The 14,066-nt window shown below is 60.6% G+C and carries 17 protein-coding genes; 16 read left to right on the top strand and 1 reads right to left on the bottom strand.

All coding sequences use genetic code 11. From position 1 onward, the window contains the following. Positions 1 to 9: 9 nt before the first annotated feature. The 8 genes from bamA to FAZ30_RS16760 are packed head-to-tail and all read left to right on the top strand — an operon-like array spanning position 10 to position 7,427. Positions 10 to 2,298: an outer membrane protein assembly factor BamA gene (gene bamA / locus FAZ30_RS16795; protein ID WP_124644002.1), complete on the top strand. Its 2,289-nt coding sequence runs from the start codon at positions 10 to 12 to the stop codon at positions 2,296 to 2,298. Between the two features lie 18 nt (positions 2,299 to 2,316). Beyond that, positions 2,317 to 2,805 carry an OmpH/Skp family outer membrane protein gene (locus FAZ30_RS16790; RefSeq protein WP_124644003.1) on the top strand — a complete coding sequence of 163 codons (489 nt, stop codon included), beginning with the start codon at positions 2,317 to 2,319 and terminating at the stop codon, positions 2,803 to 2,805. A gap of 52 nt (positions 2,806 to 2,857) precedes the next feature. Beyond that, positions 2,858 to 3,907 (top strand): UDP-3-O-(3-hydroxymyristoyl)glucosamine N-acyltransferase, encoded by a 1,050-nt coding sequence (lpxD, locus tag FAZ30_RS16785; protein WP_124644004.1) that lies wholly within the window; start codon positions 2,858 to 2,860, stop codon positions 3,905 to 3,907. After that, on the top strand, positions 3,900 to 4,352 hold the full coding sequence (gene fabZ, locus FAZ30_RS16780) for a 3-hydroxyacyl-ACP dehydratase FabZ (RefSeq protein ID WP_124644005.1): 453 nt from the start codon (positions 3,900 to 3,902) through the stop codon (positions 4,350 to 4,352). The genes lpxD and fabZ overlap by 8 nt, the downstream gene beginning before the upstream one ends. A gap of 2 nt (positions 4,353 to 4,354) precedes the next feature. After that, positions 4,355 to 5,131, top strand: coding sequence for an acyl-ACP--UDP-N-acetylglucosamine O-acyltransferase (lpxA, locus tag FAZ30_RS16775; protein ID WP_124644006.1), 777 nt, complete (start codon positions 4,355 to 4,357; stop codon positions 5,129 to 5,131). 2 nt (positions 5,132 to 5,133) lie between these two features. Then, positions 5,134 to 6,312 (top strand): lipid-A-disaccharide synthase, encoded by a 1,179-nt coding sequence (lpxB, locus tag FAZ30_RS16770; RefSeq protein WP_124644007.1) that lies wholly within the window; start codon positions 5,134 to 5,136, stop codon positions 6,310 to 6,312. Continuing rightward, the gene (gene rnhB, locus FAZ30_RS16765; RefSeq protein ID WP_205676610.1) at positions 6,297 to 6,914 is read left to right on the top strand and encodes a ribonuclease HII; all 618 of its coding nucleotides are present in this window, start codon (positions 6,297 to 6,299) and stop codon (positions 6,912 to 6,914) included. Before lpxB ends, rnhB begins: the two co-directional genes overlap by 16 nt. Positions 6,915 to 6,926: 12 nt before the next feature. Further along, the gene (locus FAZ30_RS16760) at positions 6,927 to 7,427 is read left to right on the top strand and encodes a DNA-deoxyinosine glycosylase (RefSeq protein ID WP_137009898.1); all 501 of its coding nucleotides are present in this window, start codon (positions 6,927 to 6,929) and stop codon (positions 7,425 to 7,427) included. Positions 7,428 to 7,540: 113 nt separating this feature from the next. On the opposite strand, the gene FAZ30_RS16755 is transcribed toward FAZ30_RS16760, so the two are convergent. Then, on the bottom strand, positions 7,541 to 7,801 hold the full coding sequence (locus FAZ30_RS16755; protein WP_137009897.1) for a hypothetical protein: 261 nt from the start codon (positions 7,799 to 7,801) through the stop codon (positions 7,541 to 7,543). Positions 7,802 to 7,897: 96 nt separating this feature from the next. Between FAZ30_RS16755 and FAZ30_RS16750 the strand changes: the two genes are divergently transcribed. The 8 genes from FAZ30_RS16750 to FAZ30_RS16715 all read left to right on the top strand — a co-directional run bounded on the left by FAZ30_RS16750 (position 7,898) and on the right by FAZ30_RS16715 (position 13,780). Next, positions 7,898 to 8,587: an ABC transporter permease gene (locus FAZ30_RS16750; RefSeq protein WP_137009896.1), complete on the top strand. Its 690-nt coding sequence runs from the start codon at positions 7,898 to 7,900 to the stop codon at positions 8,585 to 8,587. Continuing rightward, the gene (locus FAZ30_RS16745) at positions 8,584 to 9,297 is read left to right on the top strand and encodes an ABC transporter permease (protein WP_124644011.1); all 714 of its coding nucleotides are present in this window, start codon (positions 8,584 to 8,586) and stop codon (positions 9,295 to 9,297) included. Before FAZ30_RS16750 ends, FAZ30_RS16745 begins: the two co-directional genes overlap by 4 nt. A gap of 21 nt (positions 9,298 to 9,318) precedes the next feature. Then, positions 9,319 to 10,086, top strand: a complete 768-nt coding sequence (locus tag FAZ30_RS16740) for an ABC transporter ATP-binding protein (RefSeq protein ID WP_124644012.1) — start codon at positions 9,319 to 9,321, stop codon at positions 10,084 to 10,086. A gap of 34 nt (positions 10,087 to 10,120) precedes the next feature. Next, positions 10,121 to 11,245 carry a succinylglutamate desuccinylase/aspartoacylase family protein gene (locus FAZ30_RS16735; RefSeq protein ID WP_124644013.1) on the top strand — a complete coding sequence of 375 codons (1,125 nt, stop codon included), beginning with the start codon at positions 10,121 to 10,123 and terminating at the stop codon, positions 11,243 to 11,245. Between the two features lie 188 nt (positions 11,246 to 11,433). After that, the gene (locus FAZ30_RS16730; protein WP_124644014.1) at positions 11,434 to 11,652 is read left to right on the top strand and encodes a hypothetical protein; all 219 of its coding nucleotides are present in this window, start codon (positions 11,434 to 11,436) and stop codon (positions 11,650 to 11,652) included. A 90-nt stretch (positions 11,653 to 11,742) separates the two neighbouring features. Then, a complete protein-coding gene (gene mobB, locus FAZ30_RS16725) occupies positions 11,743 to 12,252 on the top strand; it encodes a molybdopterin-guanine dinucleotide biosynthesis protein B (RefSeq protein ID WP_124644015.1) in 510 nt (169 codons plus the stop codon). After that, positions 12,239 to 13,432, top strand: a complete 1,194-nt coding sequence (locus FAZ30_RS16720; RefSeq protein WP_124644016.1) for a molybdopterin molybdotransferase MoeA — start codon at positions 12,239 to 12,241, stop codon at positions 13,430 to 13,432. The genes mobB and FAZ30_RS16720 overlap by 14 nt, the downstream gene beginning before the upstream one ends. Positions 13,433 to 13,435: 3 nt before the next feature. Then, entirely contained in the window at positions 13,436 to 13,780 is a 345-nt protein-coding gene (locus FAZ30_RS16715) for a 2Fe-2S iron-sulfur cluster-binding protein (RefSeq protein ID WP_124644017.1), read from the top strand. Positions 13,781 to 14,066 lie beyond the last annotated feature (286 nt).

The following is a 14,066-nucleotide window of genomic DNA, read 5'->3' as shown; positions in this document are numbered from 1 at the left end:
AACAAACCTATGAAATTGAAACTACTTGCGGCCGCTGTGCTGGGCATCACTACGGCAACAGCTGTTTGGGCTGCGGAACCGTTTGTAATCAAGGATATCCGGGTTGAAGGCCTGCAGCGTACCGAAGCCGGTACCGTCTTCAACTACCTCCCGGTCAAGGTGGGCGACACCTATAGCGATGAAAAAGCGCGTGAGTCCATCAAGAGCCTGTTTGCCACCGGCTTTTTCGATGATGTGCGGGTAGAGTCGCGCAATGGCGTGGTGATTGTGGCCGTGGTCGAGCGCCCGGTGATTACCCAGCTCAACATCAACGGCGCCAAGGAATTCAGCAAGGATCAGCTGAAAAAGGCCCTGAAGGACAATGGCTTTGCCGAGTCGCGCATTTTCGACCAGGCTTTGCTGGACGGCGCGGTACAGGAGCTCAAGCGCCAGTACTACAGCCGCGGCAAATACGCCGTGGAAATCACCCCGCAAGTCACCAAGCTGGAACGCAACCGCGTAGCGGTCACGCTGGACATCACCGAAGGCATTACCGCCCAGATCAAAGACATCCATATTGTCGGCACCAAGGCCTTCACCCAGGACCAGCTGCTGGACGAAATGACGCTGACTTCCGGCGGCTGGATGTCCTGGCTGACCAAGGATAACCAGTACTCCAAACAGAAGCTGACCGGCGACCTGGAAAAGCTCAAGGCTTTCTACCAGAACCAGGGCTATCTGGAATTCAATATTGAATCCACCCAGGTTTCCATGAGCGCCGACAAGGAACACATGTTCCTGACTATCAATGTCAGCGAAGGCGGCAAGTTCACCGTCTCCGACATCAAGCTGGCTGGCGATCTGAAGGTGCCCGAGGCTGATCTGCGCAAGCTGATCACCTTCAAGAACGGCGAAGTGTTCAATAACGAGAAGGTGACCGAAAGCGTCAAGGCGCTGAGCGATCGTCTGGGCAATGAAGGCTATGCCTTTGCCAATGTGAACGCGCTGCCGGAAATCAACCGTGACAAGAAACAGGTTGGTTTCACCTTCTTCGTCGATCCGGGCCGCAAGACCTATGTCCGCCGCGTCAACATCGCCGGCAACACCAAGACCCGCGATGAAGTGGTGCGGCGCGAACTGCGCCAGCTGGAAGGCGCACCCTACAATGCGGCCAGCGTCAAGCGCAGCAAGGAACGTATCGAGCTGCTGGGCTATTTCGAAGATGTCACCGTGGACACCCCGGCCGTGGCGGATGCGCCCGATCAGGTGGACATGAACATCAACCTGAAAGAGCGCGCCACCGGCAGCATCTCCGCCGGCGTGGGCTTTGTGCAGGGTGAGGGCATCCAGCTGTCGGCCAGCATTTCGCAAAGCAATATCTTTGGTTCCGGCAAGTACATGTCTTTCGGTATTTCCAACGGCAAGGTGAACAAGAACATCTCGCTGTCGTTTACCGATCCGTACTTCACCCCGGATGGCGTCAGCCTGGGCTACGACCTGTACCACCGCGTGTACAATCCGGATGCCACCTCGACCTCGGCCTACAAGACCTCCACCGATGGTGCTGCAGTACGCTTTGGCGTGCCGGTGACCGAGTTTGACCGCATCAACTTCAGTATCGGTGTGGAACAGACCAAGATCACCACTTACGACACCAGTCCGCAGCGCTATATCGACTTCGTCAACCAGTATGGTGCGAAGAACAAGACGCTGCTGGGTTCGGTCAGCTGGGGCCGCGATACCCGCGACAGCTCGCTGTGGCCGACGCGCGGTGCCTCGATCAAGGTACAGGCTGATGCCGGCCTGCCGGGCGGCGATCTCGAATACTACCGCCTGACGCATAGCCAGCAGTGGTTCTTCCCGCTGTCCAAGACTTACACCCTGATGCTGAACGGCGAAGTGGGCTATGCCAGCGGTTATGGCAAGACCTCCACGCTGCCGTTCTTCCAGAACTTCTACCTGGGCGGTATCGGTTCGGTGCGCGGCTACGACAACAACAGTCTGGGCCCCAAGGACACCAATGGTGACTACATGGGTGGTACCCGCAAGGCGGTGGCCAATGCCGAAGTGTTGTTCCCCTTTCCGGGCATGAAGGACAACAAATCGGTACGTGCCAGTGTGTTCTTCGATGCCGGCAGCGTGTGGGATACCACCTTCTCTGGCAGTACCCCGAGCAGCGAACTGCGCTACTCTGCCGGTTTTGCCGTGACCTGGTTGTCACCGCTGGGACCGATGAAGTTCAGCTACGCCGACCCGCTGCGCAAGAAGGAAGGCGACAAGCAACAGCGCTTCCAGTTCCAACTGGGTACTGTCTTCTAAACGGAAAGAGGCCTGAACATGAAATCTTCTTTCAAATGGTGGCTGGCGGGGCTGGCCCTGCTCAGCCTGCAGGCCACTGCGGCTGATTTCAAGCTGGGTTTTGTCAATATTGAGCGGGTATACCGCGAAGCTGCGCCGGCAATCGCCATCCAGAAAAAACTGGACAAGGAGTTTGCCGATCGCAGGACCGAGCTGAAAAAAATGGAAAACCGTGCCAAAGAGCTGGAAGGCATGATGGCCAAGAGCACGCTTTCCATCGACGACCGCAAACGCTACGAGCGCGAATATGCAGCGCTGGATCGTGACTATCGCGCCAAGGGGCGTGAAATGTCCGAGGACTTCAATCAGCGCCGCAATGAAGAGTTCGCCTCGGTGCAGGAGCGTGCCAATCGCGTGCTCAGGCAAATTGCCGACCGCGAGCAGTACGACCTGATCCTGCAGGATGTCGTTTACGTCAATCCCAAGTTCGACCTGACCAGCAAAGTGCTGAAGGAACTTGAGAAGTAATCCTGCCTAACAGTTACGGGAGAAGCCGACCCGTGGTCGGCTTTCATTTTTGATGGCGTACACGCTTTCACATATCGTGGCCCAACTTGGCGGCGCGCTCGAGGGCGCTGACCGCTTGGTCGAGCGTCTGGCACCGCTGGATGTGGCGGGGCCGGCCGATATCACTTTTCTGTCCAATCCCAAGTACCGCAAGCAGCTGGAAACTTGCGCGGCCGGCGCGGTGATCGTATCACCCAAGCTGGCGGCCGAGCTGGACCCGGCACGCTCGTGGATCGTGGTGGACGACCCTTATCTGTACTTTGCCAAGGTCGCCACACTGTTTCATCCGCCGGCCCAGCCGCAGCCCGGCATACACCCCACGGCCGTGGTGGGCGAGGGCAGTGTCATCGCGGCCAGTAGCGAAGTGCGCGAGCACGTCAGCATCGGTCGTGCCGCTGTCATCGGCGAGCGCTGCATCCTGCACCCCGGTGTGGTGGTCGGCGACGGCACCGTGCTGGGCGACGACGTGGTGCTCTATCCCAATGTCAGTGTTTATCACGGCTGCATCCTGGGCCACCGGGTGGCGGTGCATTCCGGCAGCGTGATCGGTGCCGACGGCTTTGGCCTGGCCTGGGCCAAGGATCACTGGTTCAAGATTCCGCAAACCGGTCGCGTCATCATCGAGGATGATGTCGAGGTAGGTGCCAATACCACCATCGATCGCGGTGCGCTGGCCGACACCATCATCCGCCGTGGTGCCAAGATCGATAACCTGGTGCAGATCGCCCACAATGTGCAGATCGGCGAGCACACCGCCATCGCCGGTTGTGTCGGCATTGCCGGCAGCACCAGGATCGGCGCGCACTGCACGGTGGGTGGCGCGGCCATGTTTGTTGGCCATATCGACGTGGCGGACAAGACGCATATCGGCGGCGGTACCCTGGTGTCCAAGTCCATTCGCCAGCCGGATACCTATGCCTCGTCCTATCCGCTGCAAACCATGAAGGAATGGCTGGGTAACGCCGTTCATGTAAGACATCTGGACGATCTCGCCAAGCGCATAAAACAACTCGAACGCGAGATCGGCAAACTGAAAGAACCTGAGGACAACGCCAATGACTGAACACGCCGTGACGATTGATGTACGGGAAATCATGCAGTGCCTGCCGCACCGCTACCCCTTCCTGCTGGTCGACCGTGTCACCGAATTGGTGCCGAATACCCGTATCAAGGCACTGAAGAACGTCACCATCAACGAGCCTTTCTTCTGCGGCCATTTCGAGCAATACCCGGTGATGCCGGGTGTGCTGATCATCGAAGCACTGGCGCAGGCTGCCGGCATCCTGGCGATCAAGAGCCAGGGCGAGCGCGCTGAAAACGAGCTGTATTTCTTTGTCGGCATCGACAAGGCCCGTTTCAAGCGCCAGGTGGTGCCGGGCGACCAGATGATCTTCGAAGTGGAGCAGATCACCGTCAAGCGCGGCATCGGCAAGTACACCGCGCGCGCGCTGGTGGATGGCCAGGTGGCTTGTGAAGCCGAAATCATGTGTGCCAAGCGCGAGGTCTGATCATGGCCATTCACCCGACTGCCATTGTTGATCCCAAAGCCAGCATTGCCGCCGATGTGGAAATCGGTGCCTACTCCATCATCGGGCCGGATGTCAGCATAGACAGCGGTACCTGGGTGGGGCCGCATGTGGTGATTGAAGGCCATACCAGCATTGGCAGGAACAACCGCATTTTCCAGTTCAGCTCGCTGGGGGCCATTCCGCAGGACAAGAAATACGCCGGCGAACCCACCCGTCTGGAAATCGGCGACAACAACACCATCCGCGAATTCTGTACCTTCAATATCGGTACCGCGCAGGATGTGGGTGTGACCCGTCTGGGCAACGACAACTGGATCATGGCCTATGTGCATCTGGGCCATGACTGCCAGATCGGTAACCACACCATCTTTGCCAATAACGCCACGCTGGGCGGCCATGTGCATATCGGTGACTGGGTGATTCTGGGCGGCTTTACCAGCGTGCACCAGTTTGCCATTGTCGGCGATCACGCCATGACGGCCTTTGCCAGTGCGGTGGCGCAGGATGTGCCGCCCTATGTGATGGCGCATGGCAACCGCGCCGTGCCGGCTGGTATCAATGCCGAAGGTCTGAAGCGTCGTGGCTTCACGCCGGAGCAGATCCGCCGCATCCGCAATGCCTACAAGGCACTGTATCGCCAGGGCCTGCAATACGATGCGGCCAAGGAAGCCATTCTGGCCGAGGCGCAGCAAGGCCATGCCGAGCTGGAGCCGTTTGCCCGCTTCTTTGCCCAGTCTGAGCGAGGCATTATTCGCTGACCATGTCTGACAGCCTGTTCAAACGCAAGGGCGCGCTCAAGGTTGCCATGGTGGTGGGCGAGGCCTCCGGTGATGTGCTGGGCGCGCACCTGATCGACGCCTTGCAGGCTCGCCATGCCGATGTCGAATTTGCCGGCATTGGTGGCCCACGCATGGAAGCGCGCGGTTTTTACTCCATGGTGCCGCAGGAAAAGCTGGCGGTACGCGGCTATGCCGAGGTGCTGCGCTGCCTGCCGGAGCTGTTGCGCATTCGCCGTGACTTGCGCGAGCGGCTCAAGGCCGAGAAGCCGGATGTGTTCATCGGTGTGGATGCGCCGGACTTCAATCTGGCGCTGGAAGCCGCGCTGAAAAAAAGCGGTATTGCCACCGTGCACTATGTCAGCCCCTCGGTATGGGCCTGGCGGCTGGAGCGCATCTACAAGATAGGCCGTGCCGTCAACCGCGTGCTGTGCCTGTTCCCGATGGAGCCGGCGCTGTATGACAAGGCGGGGGTAAAGGCGGATTTTGTCGGCCATCCGCTGGCCAGCGAAATTCCCCTGGTGCCGGATCAACTGGCCATGCGCGAGCAGCTGGGTCTGCCGCGGCAGGCTCCGGTGTTTACCCTGATGCCGGGTAGCCGCAAGAGCGAGCTGGAATTCATGGCGCCGCTGTACATCGAGGCCGCCCGCATCCTGCTGCGCGACTACCCGGATGCCACCTTCCTGGTGCCGTTGGCGACGCGCGCGACCATGGATCTGTTCGACCGTCTGCTGACCCGCCACAAGGCTTGGGATCTGCCACTACGCAAGCTGTTTGGCCATGCGCAGATGGCGATGATCGCCAGTGATGTGGTGCTGGTGACCAGTGGCACGGCCACGCTGGAAGTGGCCTTGACCAAGCGGCCGATGGTGATCAGCTACAAGCTGTCCTGGCTTACCTATCAGCTGGTCAAGCGCAAGATCAAGCTGCCCTATGTTGGTCTGCCCAATATCCTGTGCGGTCGTTTCGTGGTGCCGGAGCTGCTGCAGAAAGAGGCCACGGCCGAGAAGCTGGCGGCCGAGGTCAAGCGTCTGTATGTCGATCAGGATGCGCGGGTGGAGATGGTGCAAGCCTTTACCGATCTGCATCAGTCGCTGCTGGCCGACACGGCCAGTCTGGCGGCCACGGCCGTGCTGCAGGAGGCGGGATGCCGGACAGTCTGAGCTTGCTGGTTACGGGCGAGTTGATCGCCGGTGTGGACGAGGCCGGGCGTGGCCCGCTGGCCGGGGCGGTGTTTGCTGCTGCGGTCATTCTCGATCCGGCGCGGCCGATTGCCGGGCTGGCTGATTCCAAGGTGTTGAGCGAGGCCAAGCGTGATGCCTTGGCCATCCTCATCAAACGCGATGCGCTGGCCTGGTGTATCGCCAGTGCCAGCGTTGAGGAAATCGACCAGCTGAATATCCTGCACGCCACCATGCTGGCGATGAGTCGGGCGGTGGAGGGGCTGACAACGCAGCCGGGCAGGGTGCTGATCGATGGCAATCGCGTCCCCAAGCAGCTGACTTTGCCGGCCGAGGCCATCGTCAAGGGCGATGCCAAGGTGCAGGCTATTTCTGCTGCCTCCATTTTGGCCAAGACGGCGCGCGATGCCGAACTGGTGGCGCTGGACGTCCTGCACCCGCAATACGGTTTTGCCCGCCACAAGGGCTATCCCACCGCCGAGCATCTGGCGGCGCTGGAGGCACACGGCGCGCTGGCGGCACATCGTAAATCATTCGGTCCGGTCAAGGCCTGGCTGGCCCGTCAGCAGGGGCAGCTGTTCTAGCGCTGCTTGCACATGAACGATACCGCCAAATCCTGTTTCCCGCCGGTGGTGAACCCGCAAACCCGTTTGCTGATTCTGGGGTCCTTGCCCGGCGATGCCTCACTGCAGGCGGTGCAATACTATGCCCACCCGCGCAACCAGTTCTGGCGTTTGCTGGGCGAGCTGCTGGGGTGCGATCTGCTGGCGCTGGACTACCCAGCCCGGCTGGCCGCCCTGCAACAGCACGGCATCGGGCTGTGGGATGTGGTGGCGCAGGCGCAGCGTCAGGGTAGTCTGGACGCGGCCATCCGTGGCATCAGCCCTAATGATTTGCCGGCGCTGTGTGCCAGCCTGCCGGCCTTGCGTGCCATTGCCTTCAACGGCAGCACGGCGGCTGCCATTGGCCGCAAGCAGCTGGCTGTCATGAGCAAGCTGCCTACCTTGTTTGATCTGCCTTCTTCCAGTCCTGCCTATACCCTGTCTTATCCTGCCAAGCTGACCCAGTGGCTGGCCTTGCGTGCCGCGCTGGCTTGAGTCGGTTTTGGTGTCTGCCGCAACACTTTTCCGCTAATTGCATATACAAATAAAAGGCTGATGAACGTGATTGTGGAGCCACGGCCTAATCGCCAACTTGCTATTGATGGTGATTATTTCCCATTAAAAACAATAATCTGCCTGGTTTTATTGGCTTGTTTCATACAGTTGTTGGTCTTGATTATTGTCGTGATGCGGAAAATTGCATGCTGCACATGCACATGAAAAAATGATTGTATATACAATAAGGCTTGATTAGGATCGTGACAGATGCGCTGCCGCCAGCGGCTGCCATCGCCGGGCGCGACAGGCTGAGAATCGTCCACCAAGGACGACCGCCATGTCGCTCTACCCTCTACCAGGAGAAATGTCATGAAACTGCCTTCCGTCTGCCCGCTCTGGCCGGCAGCGGCACCTGCTGCCGCGCGCCATCCCTACCGTTCAACTTGTCGTCCCGTCAGGAGATAGCCATGTTCCTGTCCGGATTTTGCCCGCTCATTCTGGCGGGTACCTGGGTGACGCTGAAGCTGTCGCTGTTATCGCTGATTCTGTCCATGCTGATTGGTCTGGCCGGTGCCAGCTCCAGGCTGGCCAAGGCCAGCTTGCTGCGCGGCTGGGCTACCGCCTACACCACCTTGATTCGCAGCGTGCCTGATCTGGTGCTGATGTTGCTGTTGTTCTACAGCCTGCAACTGGGGCTGAACCAGTGCACCGAGGCGCTGGGCATGGAGCAGATCGACATCGATCCTTTTCTGGCTGGCGTGGTGACCCTGGCCTTTATCTACGGTGCTTATTTCACCGAAACCTTTCGCGGTGCCTTTTTGTCGGTGCCGGCAGGGCAGATCGAAGCGGCCATCGCCTATGGCATGACGCCGTGGCAGAGCTTTCGCCGGGTGTTGTTTCCGCAGATGATGCGCTTTGCCCTGCCGGGCATTGCCAATAACTGGCAGGTGCTGATCAAGGCTACTGCGCTGGTCTCCATCATCGGGCTGGCCGACATCGTCAAGGCCACCCAGGACGCCGGCAAGGCTACCATGCAGATGTTCCTGTTTGCCGTGGTGGGGGCGCTGATGTATCTGCTGATCACCACCGTTTCCAATCTGGTGCTGATCTGGCTGGAAAACCACTACTCGGCCGGCGTGCGCAAGGCGGTTCTATGATCGAAATCATCCAGAATTACTGGCAGGCCTGGCTGTGGAACGACGGCTACCATGTCTCCGGCGTGGCCATGACCTTGTGGCTGCTGATCGCCTCGGTAGCCTGTGGCTTCTGCCTGTCCATCCCGCTGGCGGTGGCACGGGTGTCGTCGCGGCGCTGGATTAGCGGGCCGGTGTGGTTCTACACCTATGTGTTTCGCGGCACGCCCTTGTACATCCAGCTGCTGATCTTTTACTCGGGGGTGTACAGCCTGCATGTGGTGCGCTCGGTCGACCTGCTGGAGCACTTTTTCCGCGAGGGGCTCAACTGCACCATCCTGGCCTTTGCCCTCAACACCTGCGCCTATACCACCGAGATCTTTGCTGGTGCCATCCGTGCCATTCCCTATGGCGAAATCGAAGCGGCACGGGCGCTGGGCATGTCGCCCTGGGTCAAGTACACCCGCATCATCATTCCCGCCATGCTGCGCCGGGCGCTGCCTTACTACAGCAATGAAGTCATCCTGATGCTGCACGCCACCACCGTGGCCTTTACCGCCACCGTGCCGGATATTCTCAAGGTGGCGCGTGATGTCAATGCGGCAACTTACGCTTCCTTCGAAGCCTTCGGCATCGCTGCCGTGCTGTATGCCTGCATCGCCTTTGCCCTGGTAGGGCTGTTCCGCCTGTGTGAAAACCGCTGGCTGGCTTTTTTGCGCCCCATGGGCCATTGATACGGATTCCGAAAGATTGCCATGTACAAATTGACTGTAAACGGCCTGCACAAGAAATATGGCCAGCACGAAGTGCTCAAGGGCGTTTCGCTCAAGGCCAAGGCCGGCGACGTGATCAGCATCATCGGTTCGTCCGGTTCGGGCAAGAGCACCTTCCTGCGCTGCATCAACTTTCTGGAGCAGCCCTGCGCCGGCGAGATCAGCCTGAACGGTGAACTGCTGCAGACGGTGCTGGACAAGAAGGGTAGCCAGCGCGCGCGCGATCCGAAACAATTGCAGAAAATGCGCACCGAGCTATCCATGGTGTTCCAGCATTTCAATCTGTGGTCACACATGACGGTGCTGGAAAACATCATGGAAGCGCCCATGCACGTGCTGGGCCTGAGCCGCGATGAAGCCTTGCAGCGTGCACGCAAATACCTGGCCAAGGTGGGGCTGACCGAACAGCAGGAAAACAAATACCCGGCGCATCTGTCCGGTGGCCAGCAGCAGCGGGTGGCCATTGCCCGGGCGCTGGCGATGGAGCCGGAGGTGATGCTGTTTGACGAACCTACCTCGGCGCTGGACCCGGAGCTGGTGGGCGAAGTGTTGCGGGTGATGCAGGCACTGGCTGAAGAAGGCCGTACCATGGTGGTGGTGACACATGAGATGGGCTTTGCCCGCAATGTGTCCAACCATGTCATCTTCCTGCATCAGGGGCGGATCGAGGAAGAGGGCCACCCGGCCCAGGTGCTCAGCCAGCCCAAAAGCGAACGGCTGCAGCAATTTTTGTCCGGCAGCCTGAAGTAACACTGCCAGCATCGCACATTACCAGGAGTCATTCATGCGTACGGAAATCCACCCGCTGCTGTCGCCCAGCCTGGGCACCCAGCGCAGCATTACCAGCTTTCATTTCGGAACGGCCGGAACGGGTAGCTGGCCGCGCAAGGTGTATATCCAGGCCAGCCTGCATGCGGGTGAGATTCCCGGCATGCTGGTGGCGCACAAGCTGCGTCAGCAGTTTGCCGCGCTGGAACAGCAGGGCTTGTTGCAGGCCGAGATCGTGCTGGTGCCGGTGGCCAATCCCATCGGCCTGGCCCAGCAGCTGCATTACCAGCCGCAAGGCCGTTTCGATCTGGAAAGCGGAGAGAACTTCAACCGCCTGTACAGCGAACCGTCAGCGCGGGTCATTCCGCAACTGAGCCAGCAGCTGACCCAGGATGCGGATGCCAACCGCGACATCATCCGCCAGGCGCTGCGCGCAGCCATCGCCGCCGAGCCGGTCAATACCGAGCTGCAAAGCCTGCGCCAGACCCTGCATCTGCTGGCTATCGATGCCGATCTGGTGCTGGATTTGCACTGTGACTTTGCCGGCCCGGTGCATGTCTACGCGCATAGCGAACACTGGCCGCTGGTGGAGGCGCTGGCCGCCCACCTGCAATGCGGGGCGTCCTTGCTGGCTGATGCCTATGGTGTGATGCCCTTCGACGAAGCCATCTTTCTGCCCTGGGCCAAGATCCGCGCCGCCTTGCCGCAATTCCCCGTACCTTTCGATAGCGTGGCCGTGACGGTGGAGCTGCGCGGGGAGGGCGATGTCAGTCATGCCCTGGCTGGGCAGGACAGTCAGGCCATTCTGCATTACCTGACCGGCTGCGGCGTGATCCGTGGCGAAGCGCTGCCCGCTCCGGCACTGCCGCACCCGGCGACGCCGCTGGAAGGCTCGGAAACCCTGATTGCGCCGCATGCCGGGGTGATTGTCAGCCTGGCCGAGCTGGGTAGCGTGGTGCAGGCGGGTGATGCCATTGCCGATGTGATCGACCCCATCAGCGGCTCCACCACCACGCTGAGGGCCGGCACGGCCGGGGTGTTTTATGTGTTTGCCCGCCATCCCTATGTCACCCGTGGTGGCACGGTGGCCAAGATTGCCGGCACCAGCCCTCTGGGCAAGGGTAATCTGCTGGGGGCCTAGCACCCGGTCCTTGGCTACCCGGCCTTAGTCTGCCGGGTAGCCAAGGGCAAGGTCAGCTCGGGTGGTTTGTGGTGTTTTCCATCCCTAGTCACGGTTGTCATGGCTTTGCCGTGGTCGAAAACTTGCGGTTTGCTGCCGCTTGCGTCGATATTGGTAAGGTAAATGCATTCACGGGAAGGAGGGGCAGCATGAGTCGCTATTGCATCTGGTTTGTCACGCCCGACGATACTGTCATGCGGCGTGCCGAAGTGGCCATCAACGGCAGTATTCATTGTCATCAGGTGCTGGAAGAAATCGAGGCGCAACTGGCGCTGGATTGTGGGCTGAGCCAGGTGATGATTGTCGACTGGAAGCGCTTCGAGCAGCCCGAGGAGCAGGCGGCACATTTTGCCCGGGCGGTGGCCTGAGTACCGAATAACTAGGTCATCCGGCTGAATAATGGGGCAGGAGCACATGTTATGATGCGCTCCTGCCCCATTTTATCGAGTAGCGCCGCCATGTATGTTCTGGGAATCGCCGGCTATTCCGGCAGCGGCAAGACCACCTTGCTGGAAAAGCTCATCCCGCTGCTGCTGGCTGCCGGAGTGGATGTGGCCGTGATCAAGCACACTCACCACGATGTGGACTGGGATCAGCCGGGCAAGGACAGCTGGCGGCACCGCCAGGCCGGTGCGCGGCAGGTCTTGCTGGCCGGCGCGCAGCGCCGCTTGCTGGTGGAAACCATGCCGCAGGGCAACGATGCGCCGCTGGCGACGCATGTCGCGGCCTTGCGCCCCTGTGATCTGGTGCTGGCCGAAGGCTTCAAGCATGAAGCCATTCCCAAGCTGGAAGTGTACGATCCGGCGCTGGGCCATGCGCCACTTTGCCTGCACGATGCCCAGGTGCTGGCCATGGTGTCGGATGCAGCACCCCACTGCGCGCTACCCTGTTTTACCCGGAACGATGCCGCCGGCCTTGTCCGTTTCATTCTTGCCTTGCTGGAACAACATCAAGATGCTCACCGTTGATCAAGCCCGCGACTGGCTGCTACAGCGCGCCAGGCCGCTTACCACTACTGAAACTGTTCCGTTGCTGCAGGCGCTGGGACGCATTCTGGCGGTGCCACTGGTGGCCAGCCTGGATGTGCCGCCGCATGACAACAGCGCCATGGACGGCTATGCCCTGAATACGGCAGATGCCGGCCAGCCGCTGCCGCTGTCGCAACGCATCCCGGCTGGTTGTCAGCCGCAGCCGCTGCAAGCCAAAACCGCTGCCCGCATTTTCACCGGTGCACCCATCCCCGCCGGTGCCGACGCCGTGGTGATGCAGGAAATGGCCGAGCTACAGCCGGATGGCCGGGTGGTCTTCAGTCAGAGCCCTCGTCCCGGACAAAATATCCGCCGCGCTGGCGAAGATATCCGCCGTGGCAGTGAAGTGCTGTCCGCCGGGCAGCAACTGACTGCCGCGCATCTTGGCTTGGCGGCTTCCATCGGCGTGGCCGAGCTGACGGTGCTCCGTCCGCTGCGGGTGGCGGTGTTCTTTACTGGTGACGAGCTGGTAGAACCCGGGCAGGCACTGGCTGCCGGGCAGATCTATAACTCCAACCGTTACTGGCTGGTGCCGGAGCTGATGCGGCTGGGCTGCGAGGTGACTGATCTGGGCATCGTGCCGGATTCACTCAGCCGCACCCGGGAAATCCTACAGGATGCCGCAGCGCTGGCCGATGTCATCATGACTTGCGGTGGGGTGTCGGTGGGCGAGGAAGACCACGTCAAGGCAGCGGTCGAGGCCGAGGGTTCGCTGGACTTGTGGAAAATAGCCATCAAGCCGGGCAAGCCGCTGGCCAGTGGCCGGGTGGGCCAGGCGGGCTTTGTCGGTCTGCCGGGCAATCCGGTGTCCGGCTTTGTCACTTATCAGGTGCTGGTCAAACCCTATCTGCAGCGCTGTGCCGGTTTGCTGACTGATGATGCTGTTGCGCCCGCGCTGTATCCGGCCGGTTTTGTCTGGGACAAGCCGGATAGCCGGCGCGAGGAATTCCTGCGGGTGAAACTGGTGCAGCAGGATGGCCAATGGCAATTACAGCGCTATCCCAATCAGGGCTCCGGTGTGCTGACCTCCTGCGCCTGGGCCGACGGGCTGGTGCGGCTGGCGGCCGGCCAGCAGGTGCAGCCGGGCGATCTGCTCGGCCTGCTGCCTATCGGGCACTAAATCATGCCGCAGCTGCGATTTGTCGATCAGCAGCAGCGCCTGCTGGCCGAACTGGAGGCCCAGCCCGGCGATCTGTTGCTGGATGTGGCGAGACTGGCTGATGTGCCGCTGCACTGGCGCTGCGGGCAGGGCACTTGCGGCACCTGCAAGGTGCGCATCAGTCACGCGGGTCCGGCGCAGCCGGTGATGCCCAGTCGCAAGGAGCGCAATGTATTGTTGCGTGCGGGTCTGATCAGTCAGGCCGAGGTGGCGGCTGAAAGTTGGCCGGATGTATCGGCCGCTTGGCGGCTGGCCTGTCATCTGGCCGTTGGGGAAGAGGATTGGTTGGTGCTTTGCCCGTCAGACTAGAGCCTGCTCACACCCTGTGTGGATGCAGAAAGAGCCTTTGCCGGCCCTGATACTGATAAGAAAAGGCAGCCGGATGGCTGCCTTAGGCTGCTGACAAAGTAAACTGGTGCGATTTCACTGGACCCGGCAAAGCCGGGCCTCTCGACTAAGTGATTGATTCCGCAGCCTTCCAATTTACTCCCCATCCCCCCCGCCCTTGCCCTGCAAGGGGGCCTCGCTTTCTTTTCAGAAAGCGAGAGGGGTTTGTCAATAATCTGAGGCAGCCGGATGGCTGCCTTTTTCATGG

The organism is Aquitalea aquatilis (assembly GCF_005155025.1).
Taxonomy (GTDB): Bacteria; Pseudomonadota; Gammaproteobacteria; order Burkholderiales; family Chromobacteriaceae; genus Aquitalea; species Aquitalea aquatilis.
The sequence above is the reverse complement of the archived record's forward strand: the minus strand, read 5'-3'. Positions and strand labels throughout refer to the sequence as shown.